The organism is Sodalis sp. RH22, from assembly GCF_047324165.1.
Taxonomy (GTDB): domain Bacteria; phylum Pseudomonadota; class Gammaproteobacteria; order Enterobacterales; family Enterobacteriaceae; genus Acerihabitans.
In genome coordinates this window covers 1,625,420-1,640,260 of sequence record NZ_CP178731.1, presented here as the reverse complement: position 1 = coordinate 1,640,260, position 14,841 = coordinate 1,625,420, and the positions used below count along the sequence as shown (strand labels likewise).

Sequence of the window (14,841 nt, the reverse complement as noted above, 5' to 3'; positions counted from 1 at the left end):
CATACAAGATGTTGTGTGACAGGTAGTGTTTGGCAATGAAGAAAGATAAACACTCCGGCTTCAGGTACTGACCGGTAATAATTAACCCCCTTGGAATATCGACATGAGTCAACTTTTGCCACAGAACCTAGCGCCGATACGCTGGCGTAAACTGATCCCGCTGGCTTTTATAACCTACAGCCTGGCCTATCTCGATCGCGCCAACTACGGTTTTGGCGCCGCCTCAGGACTGGCGCACGATCTGAATATCACTCCAGGCATATCGTCGTTGCTGGGCGCGTTGTTTTTCCTGGGTTATTTTTTCTTCCAGGTGCCGGGCGGCATCTATTCGGAACGGCGCAGCGCCAAAAAACTGATTTTCTGGAGCCTGATATTGTGGGGGATCCTGGCGACTGCAACCGGCATAGTGCATAGCGTGGCGGCGCTGGCCGTGATCCGTTTCCTGCTGGGCGTGGCCGAAAGCGTGGTGATGCCGGCGATGCTGGTGTTCCTCAGCCACTGGTTTACCAAGCGCGAGCGTTCCAAAGCCAATACGTTCCTGTTCCTAGGCAACCCGATCACGGTGTTGTGGATGTCGATTGTGTCAGGTTATCTGGTGAATTCCTTCGGCTGGCGCGGCATGTTTATCATCGAAGGCGTGCCGGCGATCGTCTGGGCGGTTATCTGGTGGGTTATCTTTGTTGACCGGCCGAAAGACGCCAAATGGCTGACAGACCAAGAGAAGCAGGATCTTGAGGCTGCGCTGGCGGCCGAGCAGGTGGAAATGAAACCCGTGAAAAATTACGCCGAGGCGTTCCGCTCGAAGAAGGTGCTGGCGTTGTCGTTTATCCATTTCTTCTGGAATATCGGCATGTACGGTTTCATTATGTGGCTGCCTTCGATCCTGAAGACCGCCTCGGGGTTGGGCATCGTGGCCACCGGTTGGCTATCCGCCGCGCCTTACCTGCTGGCGGTGCCGCTGATGCTGACCGCCTCCTATTTCTCCGATAAATTCCAGCAGCGTAAGCTGGTGGTGCTGTTGTTCCTGGGACTGGGGGCGGTATGTTTTTGCGGATCCTTTACCCTGGGCGCCGACCATTTTTGGTTGTCCTACGTGCTGCTGGTGATCGCCGGCGGAGCGATGTACACCCCTTATGGGCCTTTTTTTGCCGCGGTGCCGGAGTTGTTGCCGCGCAATGTCATGGCGGGGGCGATGGCGTTTATCGTCAGCTTCGGCGCGCTGGGCTCGTTTGTCGGGGCGTGGATTGTCGGCTACCTGAATGGCGTTTTCCAGGGGCCGCAGGCGTCTTATGTTTTTATGGGCGGTTCACTGGTGATCGCCGTCATCTTGACCGCTTTGACCGGTTTCAGTAATAAATCCTCTGCGCAGGCGGCGTCGAAGGCGGTGGCGCTACCCTAATCCCTATACAGGCCGGTTACTTTAACGGCCTGTATTTTGCGTCCATTACCTTCGATTATGTGTAAGTGTTCTACAACCGTACCCGCCGGCACGGCCATCTGGGCGGGGTCAGTCCTGCCAGACGGTCCCGATTTACAGGGCCGCCTTATGAATAGACTTGAAACACCTGTCGTGCAGTCTTAAACCCATTCAGCCAGGGATGCCGGAGTAAATCCGCTCAATGCTGTGTAATTGCCATCTTCCACTTTCGTTACCCAATCCGGATCGCTTAGCAGGGCACGGCCCACGGCGATGAGATCACACTCTTCACGCTCCATGCGCTCAATAAGGCGCTCAAGGCTCGCAGAAGCCGATCCCTTTCCGGCGAAAGCATTAGTCACATCGTTATCCAGACCAACCGAACCTACGCTAATCGTCGCGGCGCCGGTCACTTTTTCGCCTAACCCGCACAGTTCAGGCCGTTTCCGCCATCAATTTCAGGGAATTCCGGCTCCCAGAATCGACGTTGCGAACAGTGTAGGATATCGACGCCAGCCTCAACCAGCGGTAATAACCATTCTTCCATCACCGCCGGGGTTTCGGCAATTCGTACCCCGAAGTCCTGCTGCTTCCATTGGCTGACACGCATGATAATCGGAAAATCAGGACCGACTGCGTGACGAACGGCAGAGATAATCTCACTGGCAAAGCGCGAACGTTCTTTGATTGTTGGGCCACCGTAGCGGTCCGTACGCAGATCAGTACCGGCCCAGAAGAACGGGTCGATTAAAAATCCATGAGCGCCATGGATTTCGGCCGTGTCGAAGCCCAGACGTTTGGCATCCGCCGCTGCCTTTACGAACGCCGAAACGGTATCCGCAATATCTTCTTCACTCATTGCAACGCCGCGTGGGTCTCCGGGCGCATCAAAACCTGACGGGCTTTCAACAGGGGCTGCCGGCTCCCAGCCGTTAATATAACGCACTGCACCGGTATGCCAGATCTGCGGCGCCATGCGGCCGCCTGCACTGTGCACAGCATCAATAACGTTTTTCCAGCCAAAGTGCCGCTTCACCATGGAAAAAGGGAAAAAGGGAAAAAGGGATGCCGCTTCGTGGACTACGCCAATGGACGCTTAATAAGGTGCCTGAAGTCGAAGCAGCCAGGCGGCAATTTAATCAGGTTGCTGGAATGAAATGAGAAAAGGTGGACAACCCGATGTGTTGTTTAAGCAAAACGTTGCCTGTTGACGCGCTACCCCTTTCTGATCTTAAACTCCGCTAAGCGCGAGTCCTGATATTATTAATGATACACATTCAGGTTATCCATCAGAATCCGGAGGGTAATCTCGTTTTTTTGGCCAGGCCGACATTGAAATATCAATGAGCTGTGAAAGTGTCTGTCGGCTTGCGCCTGCTGAAGGCAGATTTACCACCGACTGCAGAATGCCAAAGTAATACCAGGCCAGCAGTTCCAGATTGATATCCTGCGCGATTTCTCCCGTTTGTTGCCCCTTCGCCAGAATGTTTAACAATATCTGTCGCTGTTGGCGAATCCCCACGTTCATCGTCATTTTCCCTGCGGCGGTAAGATCGGCTTGCTCACTGAGGCTGCGAGACAGCAGGCAACCTCTGAGGTTATCCAGTCCAGCGTTATCCGGAAGGAATTCACGCAGCAATGCTTCAACCCTTGCTCTTGGGGACGCAAGTTGAATTGAATTCATGCGAGACAGGACGCGGTCCGTATACAGCCTGAGGCACTCATTGAAGAGCCCGTCCTTATCCTTAAATCGCTGATAAAGGCTGGAGCGGGACAGACCTGTTGCTTCAGTAAGGTCGCTGATGGAGGCGTTTGCATAACCATGACTCCAGAAAACGCCGATCGCCGCATTCAACACGGCACTTTCATCGTATTGCGGTTTACCGCTCATAAATCCCCCGTTGACAATCTGGAATGATCGTACCAAGATTGCTGGACTGATCGTTCCATCATATAATAAGGGTTCACCATGCTTAATCAATCGAATACTCAAGTTCCTGAACTTCGCATCGCTGTCGCGGGTGCCACGGGTCGGGTCGGCTCACACTTAATCAATATGCTCGCATCAGATCCCGTAGCGATCATTGCACTCACGCGTCAGAAGACACCTGAAAATATTTCCGACAGGGTATCATCTGTTGTTGTCAATTTTGATAAACCCTCAACGCTCGAAAGGGGGCTAGCAGGTGCCGATAAGCTTTTCATCGCTCATGGGACATCATCTCAACAGGTGGCTAATGAGATAGCACTGATTGATGCTGCTGTAAAAACAGGCGTGCGACATATTGTTAAACTTTCGGTGATGGGGCCAGCAACGCCCATAAATCCTTTTGCATGGCATGCAGTGATAGAGGCTCATCTGGCCCGACAACCTGTGGCCTCAACCATATTGAGACCCACTACTTTCATGGATATACTCAAGCGTGCTGGAAGCCAGGTCGCTGCGGGAACCTGGGCGGGCGCTGCAAGTAACGGGCGCGTCAATCTGATTGACACCCGCGATGTAGCCGGGGTGGCACGTGTAGCGCTGCTTGAAAAAGTAGCAGATAACTCCCAACGTGCTTATCACCTAACGGGTCCGCGTAACTGGACAATGCCTGAGATTGCTGAGAAATTATCCGATCTTTTAGGTCGTACGGTCACCTATATTGACCGCTCACCCAATGAACAGCGCGCTGCATTACTTGCTGACGGTCTTTCACCGTTTGTCACTGAACTGCTTATTGGACTTGACCGGATTTTCAACCATTCAGTGCTGATTGAGCGCACTTTGACTGTTGAAGAATTAACTGGATTGCCCCCGCGCTCATTGTCAGATTGGCTGCAGGAAAATATTGCGTTTTTCAATCGGTAGATCCGGGGTGTCATCAGGCACTACGTTAAAGAGATCTCCTCATCCAATATTGATGAAAATGAACGTTAATCAAATTATTCATAACATTCGCAATGAATAAGATAATTTATCTGGTGCTTATTACCTATAAAACGCATGGCCCTAATGAAAGTACTAACGTAACCGCGATGGAGACAGGCCAAAACGCTGTGTAAATCTTTCAGCGAAGCGTGAAACCGATTTGTAGCCGCAGGCATCTGCCACCTGCGTCATGTTCCAGTTGGTGGTTTGTATCAGCAATAAGCCGTGGTGCATGCGTATATCCACGAGAAGCTTCTCAAAGCGGATACCCTCTTCGCGCAACCGCCTTCGCAGGGTTGATTCGCTCATAGCCAATGCTTCACCGGCGGAGCGGGCAGTCCAGCCGATTTCTGGTGAGGCGCGTAGCAGATGGCTTAAACGTGGGAAGACGCCCTGTCGTTGTGGAAGGGTAAAATGAATATTTTGCTCGGCAAGGACTAACAGTAAGTCAAAAATTCTTAACCGAATCCTTGCATCGCTAAGACTCGGCTGATCCAGGTTTTTCAGTAACGTTCGCAATGATTCGTGTAGAGCGCTATTAAGATCAACCGTGGTGAACTGAGGTTTCTTTTTGGCACTGGAAATGTCGCCCTGAAAAAACTGATAAAAATATTCCAACACATCTGCACTGAAAGTGAGAAATATTGACCGGAACGGGGAGTCATTACTCGGGGGATATTTGGTATAATCGGCAATCACGCCCTGATCTATAAAACCTACGGCGGCCTTATCAGCTAATGTATGGTTTTCCCCCGAAGCCAGGAACTCAATTCTTCCCGCTAATACGATCAGCACCGTCGGTTCAAAGAAGAAAAAAGAGGGGGTACTCTGCTCCACCCTGAGTTGCGGATAAGCCACCGAAACCAGATTATTACGGCTGGTGCTGCTGCCATAAAAACCAGACCAGGAAAATTGTTCACTGCTCAAGGCGTATTTCTCATCTGATGCGAATAACCTATTTTCTCTGGTCATGGTTTACCTGCTGCTTAGACGCTGAGCGTTACACTTTCACGTCCGGGTTAAGACTGTAGACTCCAGTCAGCGTAGCTTTGGCCAAAACGTCGCTGTTTTCCAGCGTGCGACGGATGTTAGCACCAGTAAGCTCTCCTGCTACGTTCAATGTCGGGGTCGGGAGCGCATATAATGTGAATACATAATGATGGATTATTTCATCATTCCACGGCGGACAAGGACCATCATAGCCATAGTAGGTGCCTGCCATCGACTCATCATTGGCAAACCACCCGGTATAATCATTTATGCCATGGGTCAGTCCATCTGGCGCAGAGGGACCCTGTTTGCCTCCAGCGGAAATGCCATGGGATTGTGACCCCTCAACGATTTCGCTCTGACCCGCCGGGATATTTAACAGTAACCAGTGAAAAAAATCGGCGCGGGGCAACGATGCCGGGACACTCTTACCTGGCTGATTTACATTTTCAGCACTGGTAGGAACATCGGGATCGTGGCAAAGGAGCACCAGCGACTGCGTACCCGCGGGAACATCTTCCCAGCGGAGGTGTGGGTTAAGGTTATCAGATAAACGGATATTATTTTCAGGATCGTAAACGGCAAAACTATTCTTGCCGGGGATGGCACCGCCATCTTTAAAATTATGGCTATATAATTTCATGCTGTTGCCTTGTCTATAAATGGAAAAATCGATTATACGACTTTCACAAACCTTACCAGTGCCTCATCCAGTCAAATTTCTTCCTGAAGCTATCATTTTGGCTGGACATGCTTAGTTTAAAACAAAAAACGTATCACGTGAATGATGGCTGCTTTTGTTTTGGTGAAGCCGAAGAATGGCCGAAAAGAAGAATAAAATGACCGAATTTAGCAATGTGCTTTGTAATTTATTTAATTATATTACCTTCTCTTGAATAATAATGAGTATCATTATCATATAAAGGCGTGTAAAATGTATCTCAATAAAGCGCGAGTAACAGCCCCATTTCGATTGAAATTAAGTGTTTTTTATTTTCTTACTTGTTTTTCCCAGGCACATGCAACACCGATTGATGAAGGTAGTGAAAATAAACTTAATAACAATAATAAAGACGAAACGATGGTTGTAAGCGCAAGCGCCAATGGAATGGATAAATCTACAAGCCAGGCACCTGCGTCTGTCACTTCGATATCAAGTGAAGAAATCCAAAAAAAACCTTATCGTGATATCGCAGATTTGCTCCAAGGGGTTCCGGGTATCACTACCACGATTGGCGGGGATCACAAGGAGATAAATATTCGTGGCATGGGATCTGATTATACCTTATATATGGTCGATGGTATGAGAATTGACTCCAGGGATACGAGCCGTTTATTTGATGGCTATGGTCAGATGAATGCCTGGATGCCTCCTGCTTCTGCAATAGATCATATTGAGGTTATACGAGGGCCGATGTCCGCTTTATATGGATCAGATGCAATGGGTGGTGTAATTAATATAATAACACGTAAAAATTCAAATAAATGGCAAGGAAGTATTGGCGCCGATTTTACAATGCAGGAGCATAGTGATTCGGGTAATATATTTCAGAATAATTTCTTTTTAACCGGTCCATTGATTGACAATATCCTTTCAATGCAGGCTTATGGAAATTATTCTAAGCGTGACGAAGACGATATCTATAATGGTTATCGAGGTAGCAAAAGAGATAACATAACAGGCAAGATAACACTAACCCCTTCGGATAAACAAGAAATTACTTTTACAGCTAATCATACACAACAGGATATAACTCAGACCGTAGGGAAGTCTATTAGCCCAGCATATAATTATGTCACTGGCGTGCCGACAGATTACAGGAAAAAGACTGAGGTTAACCGTTTTTCTGTAAATCATATTGGCTATTTGCCCATTGGAAAAACAGAATCGTATATCCAAAGCGAAGATTATACGATAGGTTCTGAGGATGTTTGGCTAAAGAATTTAAACATGCGATCCTCACTTTCTTCAAATATAGGCAGCCATATCCTGACCTTTGGTGGAGAACTTAGTATTAAAAAGTTACATGATGGAACATCAAATCAGCTATCCAGTGAGACAGATCTAAAACGTACCGAAAAGTCCTTGTTCCTGGAAGACGCATGGCTGGCTACTGAAGATTTCACTTTAACTTCAGGTGTACGTTTTGATGATGATGATCAGTTTGGGAGTCACTGGAGCCCGAGAATTTATGGTGTCTGGAATGTTGCCACAAACTGGACGATTAAAGGGGGCGTCAGTAGTGGTTTCAAAGCACCGGCTATTACAGAAACTTCAACATCGTTTGGTACCGTATCTTATGTTGGCAACGTTTACGGAAATCCTGATCTGAAACCGGAAAAGTCAATAACCCAAGAAATGGGACTCCTTTATGACAACGATGAAGGATTAACAGGAGGTATTACATTATTTAATAACCAGTTCAAGGACAAGATAGATACAGTATCTTGCCCAGAAAACCAATGTCTGTCAGTACCTAATGTTTATGGTGCTTACCCACTTATCTATACAAATATTGGTAAAGCAGTAACTCGGGGTGTTGAAGCCTCACTTGCTTTTCCTGTTACTGAAAAAGTAAGCATTGCGAATAACTATACATATACCTATTCAAAACAGCAGTCTGGTGAAAATAAAGGGAAGCCACTTAATAAACTGCCTAAACATCAATTCAATAGTACTGTTAATTATCAATATAGTGAGAGGTTGAAAACCTGGCTGGCAATAAATATTCGCGGAAAGGATAGTGATAATGTAGGTGGTGCACAAGCGACTATATTACCTATCCAGGCACCTTCATTTGCCATGTTAGATATCGGAGCGGATTATGCAGTCGCCAAAAATGTAGATATTAAGGCTGGTGTTTCAAATATTCTCGACAAAAAAATTCGTTATGATGATTATGGTTATGTTGAAGATGGCAGACGATACTGGCTTGCTGTGAATTATTCTTTTTAGGTAATAAAAACGGGGGAGGACGGCACCCCCTTTCTATTTTTTAATTTCATGCAAATCGATAAGTTTTGAAGATGAATTTTTTAAATCATTAAAATAACTCAGCGGTGGTTTACCTAATATTTTTTTGAACATGGTAACAAAACTGCTTGCATTTTCATAACCCAGGTCAAGTGCAATAGCGGTAATACTATCCCCCTCGGAAATTCGCTGAAGTGCTATAACTATATGAAGTTGCTGCTTCCATCTGCCAAAGCTCATGCCCAGCTCATGTTGCACTAACCTGGTGAAGCTTCTTTCACTCATATTGACTCTTAGCGCCCATTCATGAAGTTTAAGTGAATTATTCGGACTTTTAATAAGCTCATTGGTTACTGAATATAAGCGCGATTCTGAAGGCATTGGAAGACTAACTTCGAGTTTAGTCGTAGCTTTTAACTGATCGACTAATACATCTATTATTTTTTTTTCGGATTCTGATAATGTAGATTTGCCGTTAAAATTTGAGGCAAAAAAAATCAATTCACGCAAAAGAGGATGTACAGAAAGAGTTGCACATTCTTCAGGAAGCCCCTTTATTTTAGTAGTGTCAATGAATAAGCAGTAACAGCTAGTATTGCCGGCTCCTCTTGTAGAGTGAACTGTATTAGTTGGTATCCATATAGCACATTGCGGTGGTATTAGGTAGATTGATTTTTTTACTTCACATATTATAATTCCTTTTGGCGAAAATATTAGTTGAGCTTCAGGATGCTGATGTGGCTTGAGTTCCCAGCAATCTGTAAAATTATCTGATTTAATGGATAAAACTGGTAAAAAGGGATTTCTCACTTCAGAAATTTCGTAATGGTTTACTGTATTAAATGAGCGATCAGTTGTCATAGAATTCAAACCTCTTGGTCGAATAACTAAGATTATAACATTAACCATATGAAGTGGAAAGTTTTAAGCTAGGTGAGCGTAAAAATCTCCAATTATAATAACTAAATTGTTGTGATTTTTTTAAGGTTTTTGCTAAAATATGCTTTATTTAAATTATTATCATCTTCACCATTGTGTTCTACTAATTAACAATTTTATTCATTAAAATCTGATGGTTCAAAAGCAACTAATCGAGTTGATAAATCTTAATAGTGGATTCATTTATGTCTACCATTTAATATTCAACTTCATTTTATTCAGATGGTCAATTAGACAATTAATTGATTTTATCCCCAGGCGGTCATTGAGGCTTACACACGGATGGCGGAATTATCGGTATTTTGGAGAATTAATATATTAATGGGTGTGTTGATACAATAAAAGAATACAATTAGGTACTGCTTTTATAAAGGTGATTATATGAGAGGTATTCTTGCTTTTTTAGATGTGATTTATTTCGCTTATGTTAATCATGTTTTATTTTTATTAATGTCATTCTTTACGTGTTGTTAAATGTTGTTTTTCGAAAGCACTGCATTGTGCAATTGCCTGAATGATGGGTTCCATCAAAGAGTGTTATTGTGTCGGTTTTAAAAATCAGCGGTTAAGCTGAATTTAATTGACTTGGCGTAGTCAATAGTTGATGATTTGCACTGTTATGTAATTTTTGTGAACTATATGATGATTTATGTCGGTATGAGATTCGTCCACTTCTCTCATTCAGTTGTCTCTCCAATAGACCGGCTTCATACAATTCTCGGGATGCGCGATAAACCACGCTTAGACTAATCTTTTTTTCATCGTACATATTAATATAGATATCCCTTACCTCCAGAAAAGCATCCTGATGCTTTTGCATAACGTCTAATACATATGCTCTGGGGATGGTGTATCGTAATATTTTCTTCATTAAATTATTTCTCATACTGAGCATGCTTTTTCAAATTAACAATGGCTTTTAATTTTTATCTTCAATGCGTTTAAGTAATTCGTGAGCCTTTTCAATTGCTGCGTCTTTATTGCTGGCTATAATTAAAGGAAAGCCACAAAATTTAGAAAATGTTTTTGAAAAAGCGCTGAGTAATATCGTTTGCTTCTCCTTTGGGATGACCTGGACCTGAGCTATTATATAATTTCTAACATCAGGTTTGTTGTTTTTCATCCATTTAACAATAATCATTTTTTCTTCTTTAGAATGCGCGTGATTTTCCTCATTTCCATAATCATCTCCATTGATCAATATAAAAGGGGTTTTCCTTGCAAAAAGTGCTTTTAGCTGAGAAAAAGTGTTTTCAACATCAAAACTGTTATTGTTTAATTCCTTTTCATCATTGACCTGTTTCAACCACACTAAAGGGAATCTTGAATCATCTATTACAAGCATTGCCATGTCCTTTATGGAATATGAGAATGATAAATATTACCATTGGTGTTTTGATTTTAGTTTGGAAATCCGGCCGTTTTATATTCATTTTCAGCCTATTTGTCGTTTTTCTACCCCGGTCTTCGTTAGTACGCTTCTTGTGTCATTCCTTGTCAGGACATAGCTTGAAATGCGTGATCGCAGATACCGGTCTTGGTGTAGTCGCCCATCATTCGTAGCCATTTGTTGACTACGTTTTCACACATTTATTGTTGCGGACACGAATCCTGAGAAACAATGGACTGCCCTCATCCATAAGACGATCCTGCCCCATAGTTTGGCTATAAGAGGAATGTATTTATCCTTTTCACACCCAGGCCGGGCCTGATGCGGCCCATAGAGCACAAGGAGGAGGGTGTCTGTTTCTTTCAGAAAGCGCGCACAGAAAAGTAAAAGGATTTCATTTCAATAATAAGGAAGCTGTTCAAGCGCATGGGTATAACGTTATGCCTGACCGATCAGCATCGATTCAGACCTCTGAAAATGGCAAAGTTTAAAAAAATATTCTGGGTATTATTCGTAGTAAGTCACTATCCGTTGTCCACACAGTTCATGGACATTAATATTCATATCATAAAGTTGACCGAGACGCTCAGCGGTAATGACATGATTAGGAGAACCTTCATAGTGTACTCTGCCCGCAGACATCGCAATAATGTGATCTGAATAGTACGAAGCAAAGTTGATATCATGAAGCACCAATACGACGGTTTTACCAAGTTCGTCTGCTGCTCTTCGAAGAATCTTCATTGTAGCGGTCGCATGCTTGAGGTCTAGACTATTTAGGGGCTCATCCAGTAGCAGATAGTCGGTGTCCTGACATAGGACCATTGCGATAAAGGCGCGCTGGCGTTGTCCACCGGAAAGCTCGTCAAGGAAACGGTCGCGCAACGATGTGATGCCCAGATACTCCAGTGCACGCTCAATATGCCCTCGATCATCGTGGGTGAAACGTCCTTTCGAGTGCGGGTAGCGGCCAAAAGCGACCAAGTCACTGACGGACAGGCGCACGCTGATATGGTTATCCTGTCGCAGGATCGCCAGACGTTGCGCAAGTAGGGCCGTGGGAGTGTTAACGACATTCATCTCGTCAACCTTCACGGTCCCACTCGTTGCCGGCAGTAGCCTGCTAATAAGCATCATGAGCGTGGATTTACCGGCACCATTGGGGCCGATGATGGATGTCAGTCCGCCTTTGGGGATCCTCACCGAGACGTTGTCCACGACGGTAGTTGTGCCATAGCGTTTAGTGAGTGCGTGTGTTTCGATCATCGCGCCCTCTGCATGATTAATATAATGAAAGCAATACCGCCAAAGAACTCAATGACAATGCTCAGGCTGGTATTAAAACCAAACAGCCTCTCCAGAACAAACTGCCCGCCAACCAGACATATCATCGCGATCAGCGCGGAGGCAGGGAGCATCAGAGCATGCCGCGCATTCCCGACAAAACGGTAAGCCAGGTTGGCGACCAGTAGGCCGAAGAAAGTGACCGGCCCTACCAACGCTGTAGAGACCGATACGAGAATAGCAATTATCATCAGGATGGTTCTAACAGTCCGGGTGTAATCGATGCCGAGATTGATTGCCGAGTCTCGCCCAAGCACCAGCACATCAAAGCTACGCCGCATTCTCCAGCCTATCACCGAGACGCTGAAGACAAGTATTGCTGCGATGGACAGCAGGCTTGAGTCGATAAGATTGAAGCTTGCAAAGAGGCGATCCTGCAGGACGGCGAATTCACCCGGATCGATGACACGCTGTAGGAAATTCGACAGGCTACGCAGTAGCCCGCCGAACACGAGACCGGCCAGCGCCAGGAACATCAGGTCTCTGCGACCTCCGGCGAAGAGCCAGCGATAGAGCAGGGCCGCTGAACTGACCATGACGAATGTCTCCACGGCAAAGCGCAGATATGGGTTGATGGCGGCGCCGTGGACGTAGCCGATGGTGAATGCCACCAGGGTCTGGATAAGAACGTACAGCGCATCAAAGCCCATGATCGATGGCGTCAGGATATGATTCTGGGTAATGGTCTGGAACAGTACGGTCGACACTGCCATTGCGTAGCCAATCAACAACAGCCCTGCGAGCTTTTGCGCACGAAGCGGTAGCACAAAAGACCAATGTCCTCCGGCACCAACGGTCATGAATGCAACTGATGCGATTATCGTCAGTATAACGAGCAGAATGATGACCATACCGGGCCTCATTTCTTGAAATTCAGCCAAATCGTGCAACTCCTCGTTTGAGGATGAAAAGGAAAATCACGCTGCCAGCAATCCCGATAATGGGGCCCACGGGGATCTCGAAGGGTTGGGTTACGGAGCGGCCTATAATGTCGCAACTCAGTACGAAACCGGCGCCGAGAGTGGCGGTCCACGGTACTGCTCTGCGCAGGTTGTCGCCGATCACCATGCTGATGATATTCGGCACGACCAGACCGACAAAGGGGATCGCGCCTACTGTCGCGACCACAGCAGCTGTTGCGATCGAAACGATAACAAGCCCGGTCATGAGTGTTACCCGATAGTTCAGGCCCAGGTTATTTGTGAAATCCTGCCCAAGTCCTGCCACCGTGAATCTGTCGGCTGCAACATAAGCGACGACAGCGGCGACAAACGAGATCCAGAGCAGTTCATAGCGGCCGCGCAGCACCGATGAAAAGTCCCCAGTAGACCATGTGACCAGCGACTGAATAAGATCGAACCGGTAGGCAAGAAATGTCGCCGCTGCGTTAATTATGCCGCCGAGCATCAGACCGACGAGCGGGACCATCAATGGCGAGCGCATGGGTGACAGCCGCAGTATGACAAGGAACAGTAGCGTTCCCAGCAGGGCGGTAAAACACGCCACAAGCATGCGCGCGGGCACAGGCAGTCCGGGAGCCAGCAGAGCAGCCAGCAATAACCCAAGTGTGGCGGACTCAATCGTCCCTGCTGTGCCTGGCTCCACGAAGCGATTGCGCGAAAGCATTTGCATGATCAGGCCAGCCACCGCCATGGAACTTCCAGCGAGGAGCAATGCAACGGTCCGCGGAATGCGGCTCGCCAGTAAAATGTTTGTGGTAGACGTGGTATAGCCTGCTAAAAGCGATGCAGGCGAAATTGTCGTCGCACCGATAAATAGGCTAATCAGGGAAAGCAACCCGACCACGATCAGTGCGATTACAAGTCCCTTCATTGACGTTTTGCGTGCTGAAAGCGTCATTTTGTCTTGGTTATTGCCAAGGAAACTTCATCAGCCATCGACTGAAGCGCGGTCAGTCCGTCGCCAACAATATACCACGCGACAGGATCGAGGTAGACGATGTGGCCAGCCTTCCAGGCCTTGGTTTGTCGAACCAGTTCATTATCCAGCAGCTGTCTGGCGGATGCTCCCTTTTCCCCAATGGCTGCATCACGATCGATGACATAAAGCCAGTCAGGATTAGTTTCGAGAATGAACTCGGAGGAGATCACCTGACCGTGCGGACCCTCATCAAGCTTGCGCGTCACGGGTTGCACGCCGAAGTCGTTATACAGTGTCCCAAACCAAGATTTCGGGCCGAGCGCTCCGATGCGACCACCGCTGGTCATCACCAGCAGTCCTGTCCCCATCTTTGCCGTGCGTGCCCGAAGCGCGTCGACTGATGCCCGCAACGTGCTGGCACGACGGGCGACCTCAGCTTGTTTACCGAAAATGTTTCCAAGGATCTGCGCATGCGCTATCGCGCTGTCAACGCGGTGTTGAAAGTCAGGAGTCAGATCAATGGTAGGGGCGAGCTTCGCCACCTGAGCGTACTTCGGCGATGAACGCCCGCCCACGATGATCAGATCAGGTGAAAGCGCGTTAAGTGCTTCGTAATCGGGTTCGAAAAGAGAGCCAACCTTCCGGTACCGGCTTTCTCCAAATTTAGCGAGATAAGGTGGATAGTTGAGCGTGGGAACGCCTGCGACATCGACCCCGATGGAGGCAAGGGTATCTAGCGCGGCGATATCAAGAATAGCCACGACCCTGGGATTGACCGGGACGCGGGTCACCCCTTGAGTATGATGAACGGTGATCTCTTCGGCTTGCAGCATGCGCGAAAAGAGAACGAAGCATGTCAGGGAGATTATAGCCAACGTATACATCATGCACGTTGCGACTTTCGCAGGGCGCGGATAATAGCGGTGTGATACGAATAGAAGGGCGATGTGCCTGTTGAACATGCTGAATTTCCGTATTTGTAGGCGTCAACG

At 46.9% G+C, this 14,841-nt stretch carries 13 protein-coding genes and 1 pseudogene; 3 read left to right on the top strand and 11 right to left on the bottom strand.

Features of this window, described 5'->3' with window-relative positions:
* Nucleotides 1–103: 103 nt before the first annotated feature.
* Nucleotides 104–1,399: an MFS transporter gene (locus ACL2XN_RS07480; RefSeq protein ID WP_410015477.1), complete on the top strand. Its 1,296-nt coding sequence runs from the start codon at nt 104–106 to the stop codon at nt 1,397–1,399.
* Between the two features lie 179 nt (nt 1,400–1,578).
* Here ACL2XN_RS07480 and ACL2XN_RS07475 read toward each other — a convergent pair.
* Together ACL2XN_RS07475 and ACL2XN_RS07470 are read right to left on the bottom strand one after the other, a co-directional pair.
* Nucleotides 1,579–2,466, bottom strand: a pseudogene (locus tag ACL2XN_RS07475) (12-oxophytodienoate reductase); the annotation flags it as partial.
* A gap of 233 nt (nt 2,467–2,699) precedes the next feature.
* Nucleotides 2,700–3,308 carry a TetR/AcrR family transcriptional regulator gene (locus ACL2XN_RS07470; protein ID WP_413722588.1) on the bottom strand — a complete coding sequence of 203 codons (609 nt, stop codon included), beginning with the start codon at nt 3,306–3,308 and terminating at the stop codon, nt 2,700–2,702.
* 78 nt (nt 3,309–3,386) lie between these two features.
* Between ACL2XN_RS07470 and ACL2XN_RS07465 the strand changes: the two genes are divergently transcribed.
* Nucleotides 3,387–4,271 (top strand): SDR family oxidoreductase, encoded by an 885-nt coding sequence (locus ACL2XN_RS07465; RefSeq protein ID WP_413722589.1) that lies wholly within the window; start codon nt 3,387–3,389, stop codon nt 4,269–4,271.
* A 153-nt stretch (nt 4,272–4,424) separates the two neighbouring features.
* Here the strand turns inward: ACL2XN_RS07465 and ACL2XN_RS07460 are convergent, their stop codons facing one another.
* Together ACL2XN_RS07460 and ACL2XN_RS07455 are read right to left on the bottom strand one after the other, a co-directional pair.
* Nucleotides 4,425–5,303 carry a helix-turn-helix transcriptional regulator gene (locus ACL2XN_RS07460; protein WP_413722590.1) on the bottom strand — a complete coding sequence of 293 codons (879 nt, stop codon included), beginning with the start codon at nt 5,301–5,303 and terminating at the stop codon, nt 4,425–4,427.
* 28 nt (nt 5,304–5,331) lie between these two features.
* Complete coding sequence (locus ACL2XN_RS07455; RefSeq protein WP_413722591.1) at nt 5,332–5,964, bottom strand: YbhB/YbcL family Raf kinase inhibitor-like protein; 633 nt, start codon at nt 5,962–5,964, stop codon at nt 5,332–5,334.
* Between the two features lie 291 nt (nt 5,965–6,255).
* On the opposite strand from ACL2XN_RS07455, the gene ACL2XN_RS07450 reads away from it, so the two are divergent.
* Nucleotides 6,256–8,277 (top strand): TonB-dependent receptor domain-containing protein, encoded by a 2,022-nt coding sequence (locus tag ACL2XN_RS07450; RefSeq protein WP_413722592.1) that lies wholly within the window; start codon nt 6,256–6,258, stop codon nt 8,275–8,277.
* A 33-nt stretch (nt 8,278–8,310) separates the two neighbouring features.
* On the opposite strand, the gene ACL2XN_RS07445 is transcribed toward ACL2XN_RS07450, so the two are convergent.
* From ACL2XN_RS07445 to ACL2XN_RS07415, 7 genes are all read right to left on the bottom strand, one after another.
* A complete protein-coding gene (locus ACL2XN_RS07445) occupies nt 8,311–9,156 on the bottom strand; it encodes an AraC family transcriptional regulator (RefSeq protein ID WP_413722593.1) in 846 nt (281 codons plus the stop codon).
* A 643-nt stretch (nt 9,157–9,799) separates the two neighbouring features.
* Complete coding sequence (locus ACL2XN_RS07440; protein ID WP_413730956.1) at nt 9,800–10,054, bottom strand: hypothetical protein; 255 nt, start codon at nt 10,052–10,054, stop codon at nt 9,800–9,802.
* Between the two features lie 99 nt (nt 10,055–10,153).
* Nucleotides 10,154–10,579, bottom strand: coding sequence for a hypothetical protein (locus ACL2XN_RS07435; protein ID WP_413730572.1), 426 nt, complete (start codon nt 10,577–10,579; stop codon nt 10,154–10,156).
* A gap of 552 nt (nt 10,580–11,131) precedes the next feature.
* Nucleotides 11,132–11,890 carry an ABC transporter ATP-binding protein gene (locus ACL2XN_RS07430; RefSeq protein ID WP_410015468.1) on the bottom strand — a complete coding sequence of 253 codons (759 nt, stop codon included), beginning with the start codon at nt 11,888–11,890 and terminating at the stop codon, nt 11,132–11,134.
* Nucleotides 11,887–12,819, bottom strand: coding sequence for an iron chelate uptake ABC transporter family permease subunit (locus ACL2XN_RS07425; RefSeq protein WP_413722595.1), 933 nt, complete (start codon nt 12,817–12,819; stop codon nt 11,887–11,889). The genes ACL2XN_RS07430 and ACL2XN_RS07425 overlap by 4 nt, the downstream gene beginning before the upstream one ends.
* A gap of 22 nt (nt 12,820–12,841) precedes the next feature.
* Nucleotides 12,842–13,801 (bottom strand): ABC transporter permease, encoded by a 960-nt coding sequence (locus ACL2XN_RS07420; RefSeq protein ID WP_413722596.1) that lies wholly within the window; start codon nt 13,799–13,801, stop codon nt 12,842–12,844.
* Nucleotides 13,802–13,824: 23 nt separating this feature from the next.
* Nucleotides 13,825–14,811 (bottom strand): siderophore ABC transporter substrate-binding protein, encoded by a 987-nt coding sequence (locus ACL2XN_RS07415; protein WP_413722597.1) that lies wholly within the window; start codon nt 14,809–14,811, stop codon nt 13,825–13,827.
* Between the last annotated feature and the right edge of the window lie 30 nt (nt 14,812–14,841).

Excerpts from the sequence above, each read along its gene's own strand:
- ACL2XN_RS07460 (WP_413722590.1), bottom strand. The coding sequence starts at position 5,303 with ATGACCAGAGAAAATAGGTTATTCGCATCAGATGAGAAATACGCCTTG.
- ACL2XN_RS07465 (WP_413722589.1), top strand. The coding sequence starts at position 3,387 with ATGCTTAATCAATCGAATACTCAAGTTCCTGAACTTCGCATCGCTGTC.
- ACL2XN_RS07455 (WP_413722591.1), bottom strand. The coding sequence starts at position 5,964 with ATGAAATTATATAGCCATAATTTTAAAGATGGCGGTGCCATCCCCGGC.
- ACL2XN_RS07420 (WP_413722596.1), bottom strand. The coding sequence starts at position 13,801 with ATGAAGGGACTTGTAATCGCACTGATCGTGGTCGGGTTGCTTTCCCTG.
- ACL2XN_RS07435 (WP_413730572.1), bottom strand. The coding sequence starts at position 10,579 with ATGCTTGTAATAGATGATTCAAGATTCCCTTTAGTGTGGTTGAAACAG.
- ACL2XN_RS07445 (WP_413722593.1), bottom strand. The coding sequence starts at position 9,156 with ATGACAACTGATCGCTCATTTAATACAGTAAACCATTACGAAATTTCT.
- ACL2XN_RS07430 (WP_410015468.1), bottom strand. The coding sequence starts at position 11,890 with ATGATCGAAACACACGCACTCACTAAACGCTATGGCACAACTACCGTC.
- ACL2XN_RS07415 (WP_413722597.1), bottom strand. The coding sequence starts at position 14,811 with ATGTTCAACAGGCACATCGCCCTTCTATTCGTATCACACCGCTATTAT.
- ACL2XN_RS07480 (WP_410015477.1), top strand. The coding sequence starts at position 104 with ATGAGTCAACTTTTGCCACAGAACCTAGCGCCGATACGCTGGCGTAAA.
- ACL2XN_RS07440 (WP_413730956.1), bottom strand. The coding sequence starts at position 10,054 with ATGCAAAAGCATCAGGATGCTTTTCTGGAGGTAAGGGATATCTATATT.
- ACL2XN_RS07425 (WP_413722595.1), bottom strand. The coding sequence starts at position 12,819 with ATGGTCATCATTCTGCTCGTTATACTGACGATAATCGCATCAGTTGCA.
- ACL2XN_RS07470 (WP_413722588.1), bottom strand. The coding sequence starts at position 3,308 with ATGAGCGGTAAACCGCAATACGATGAAAGTGCCGTGTTGAATGCGGCG.
- ACL2XN_RS07450 (WP_413722592.1), top strand. The coding sequence starts at position 6,256 with ATGTATCTCAATAAAGCGCGAGTAACAGCCCCATTTCGATTGAAATTA.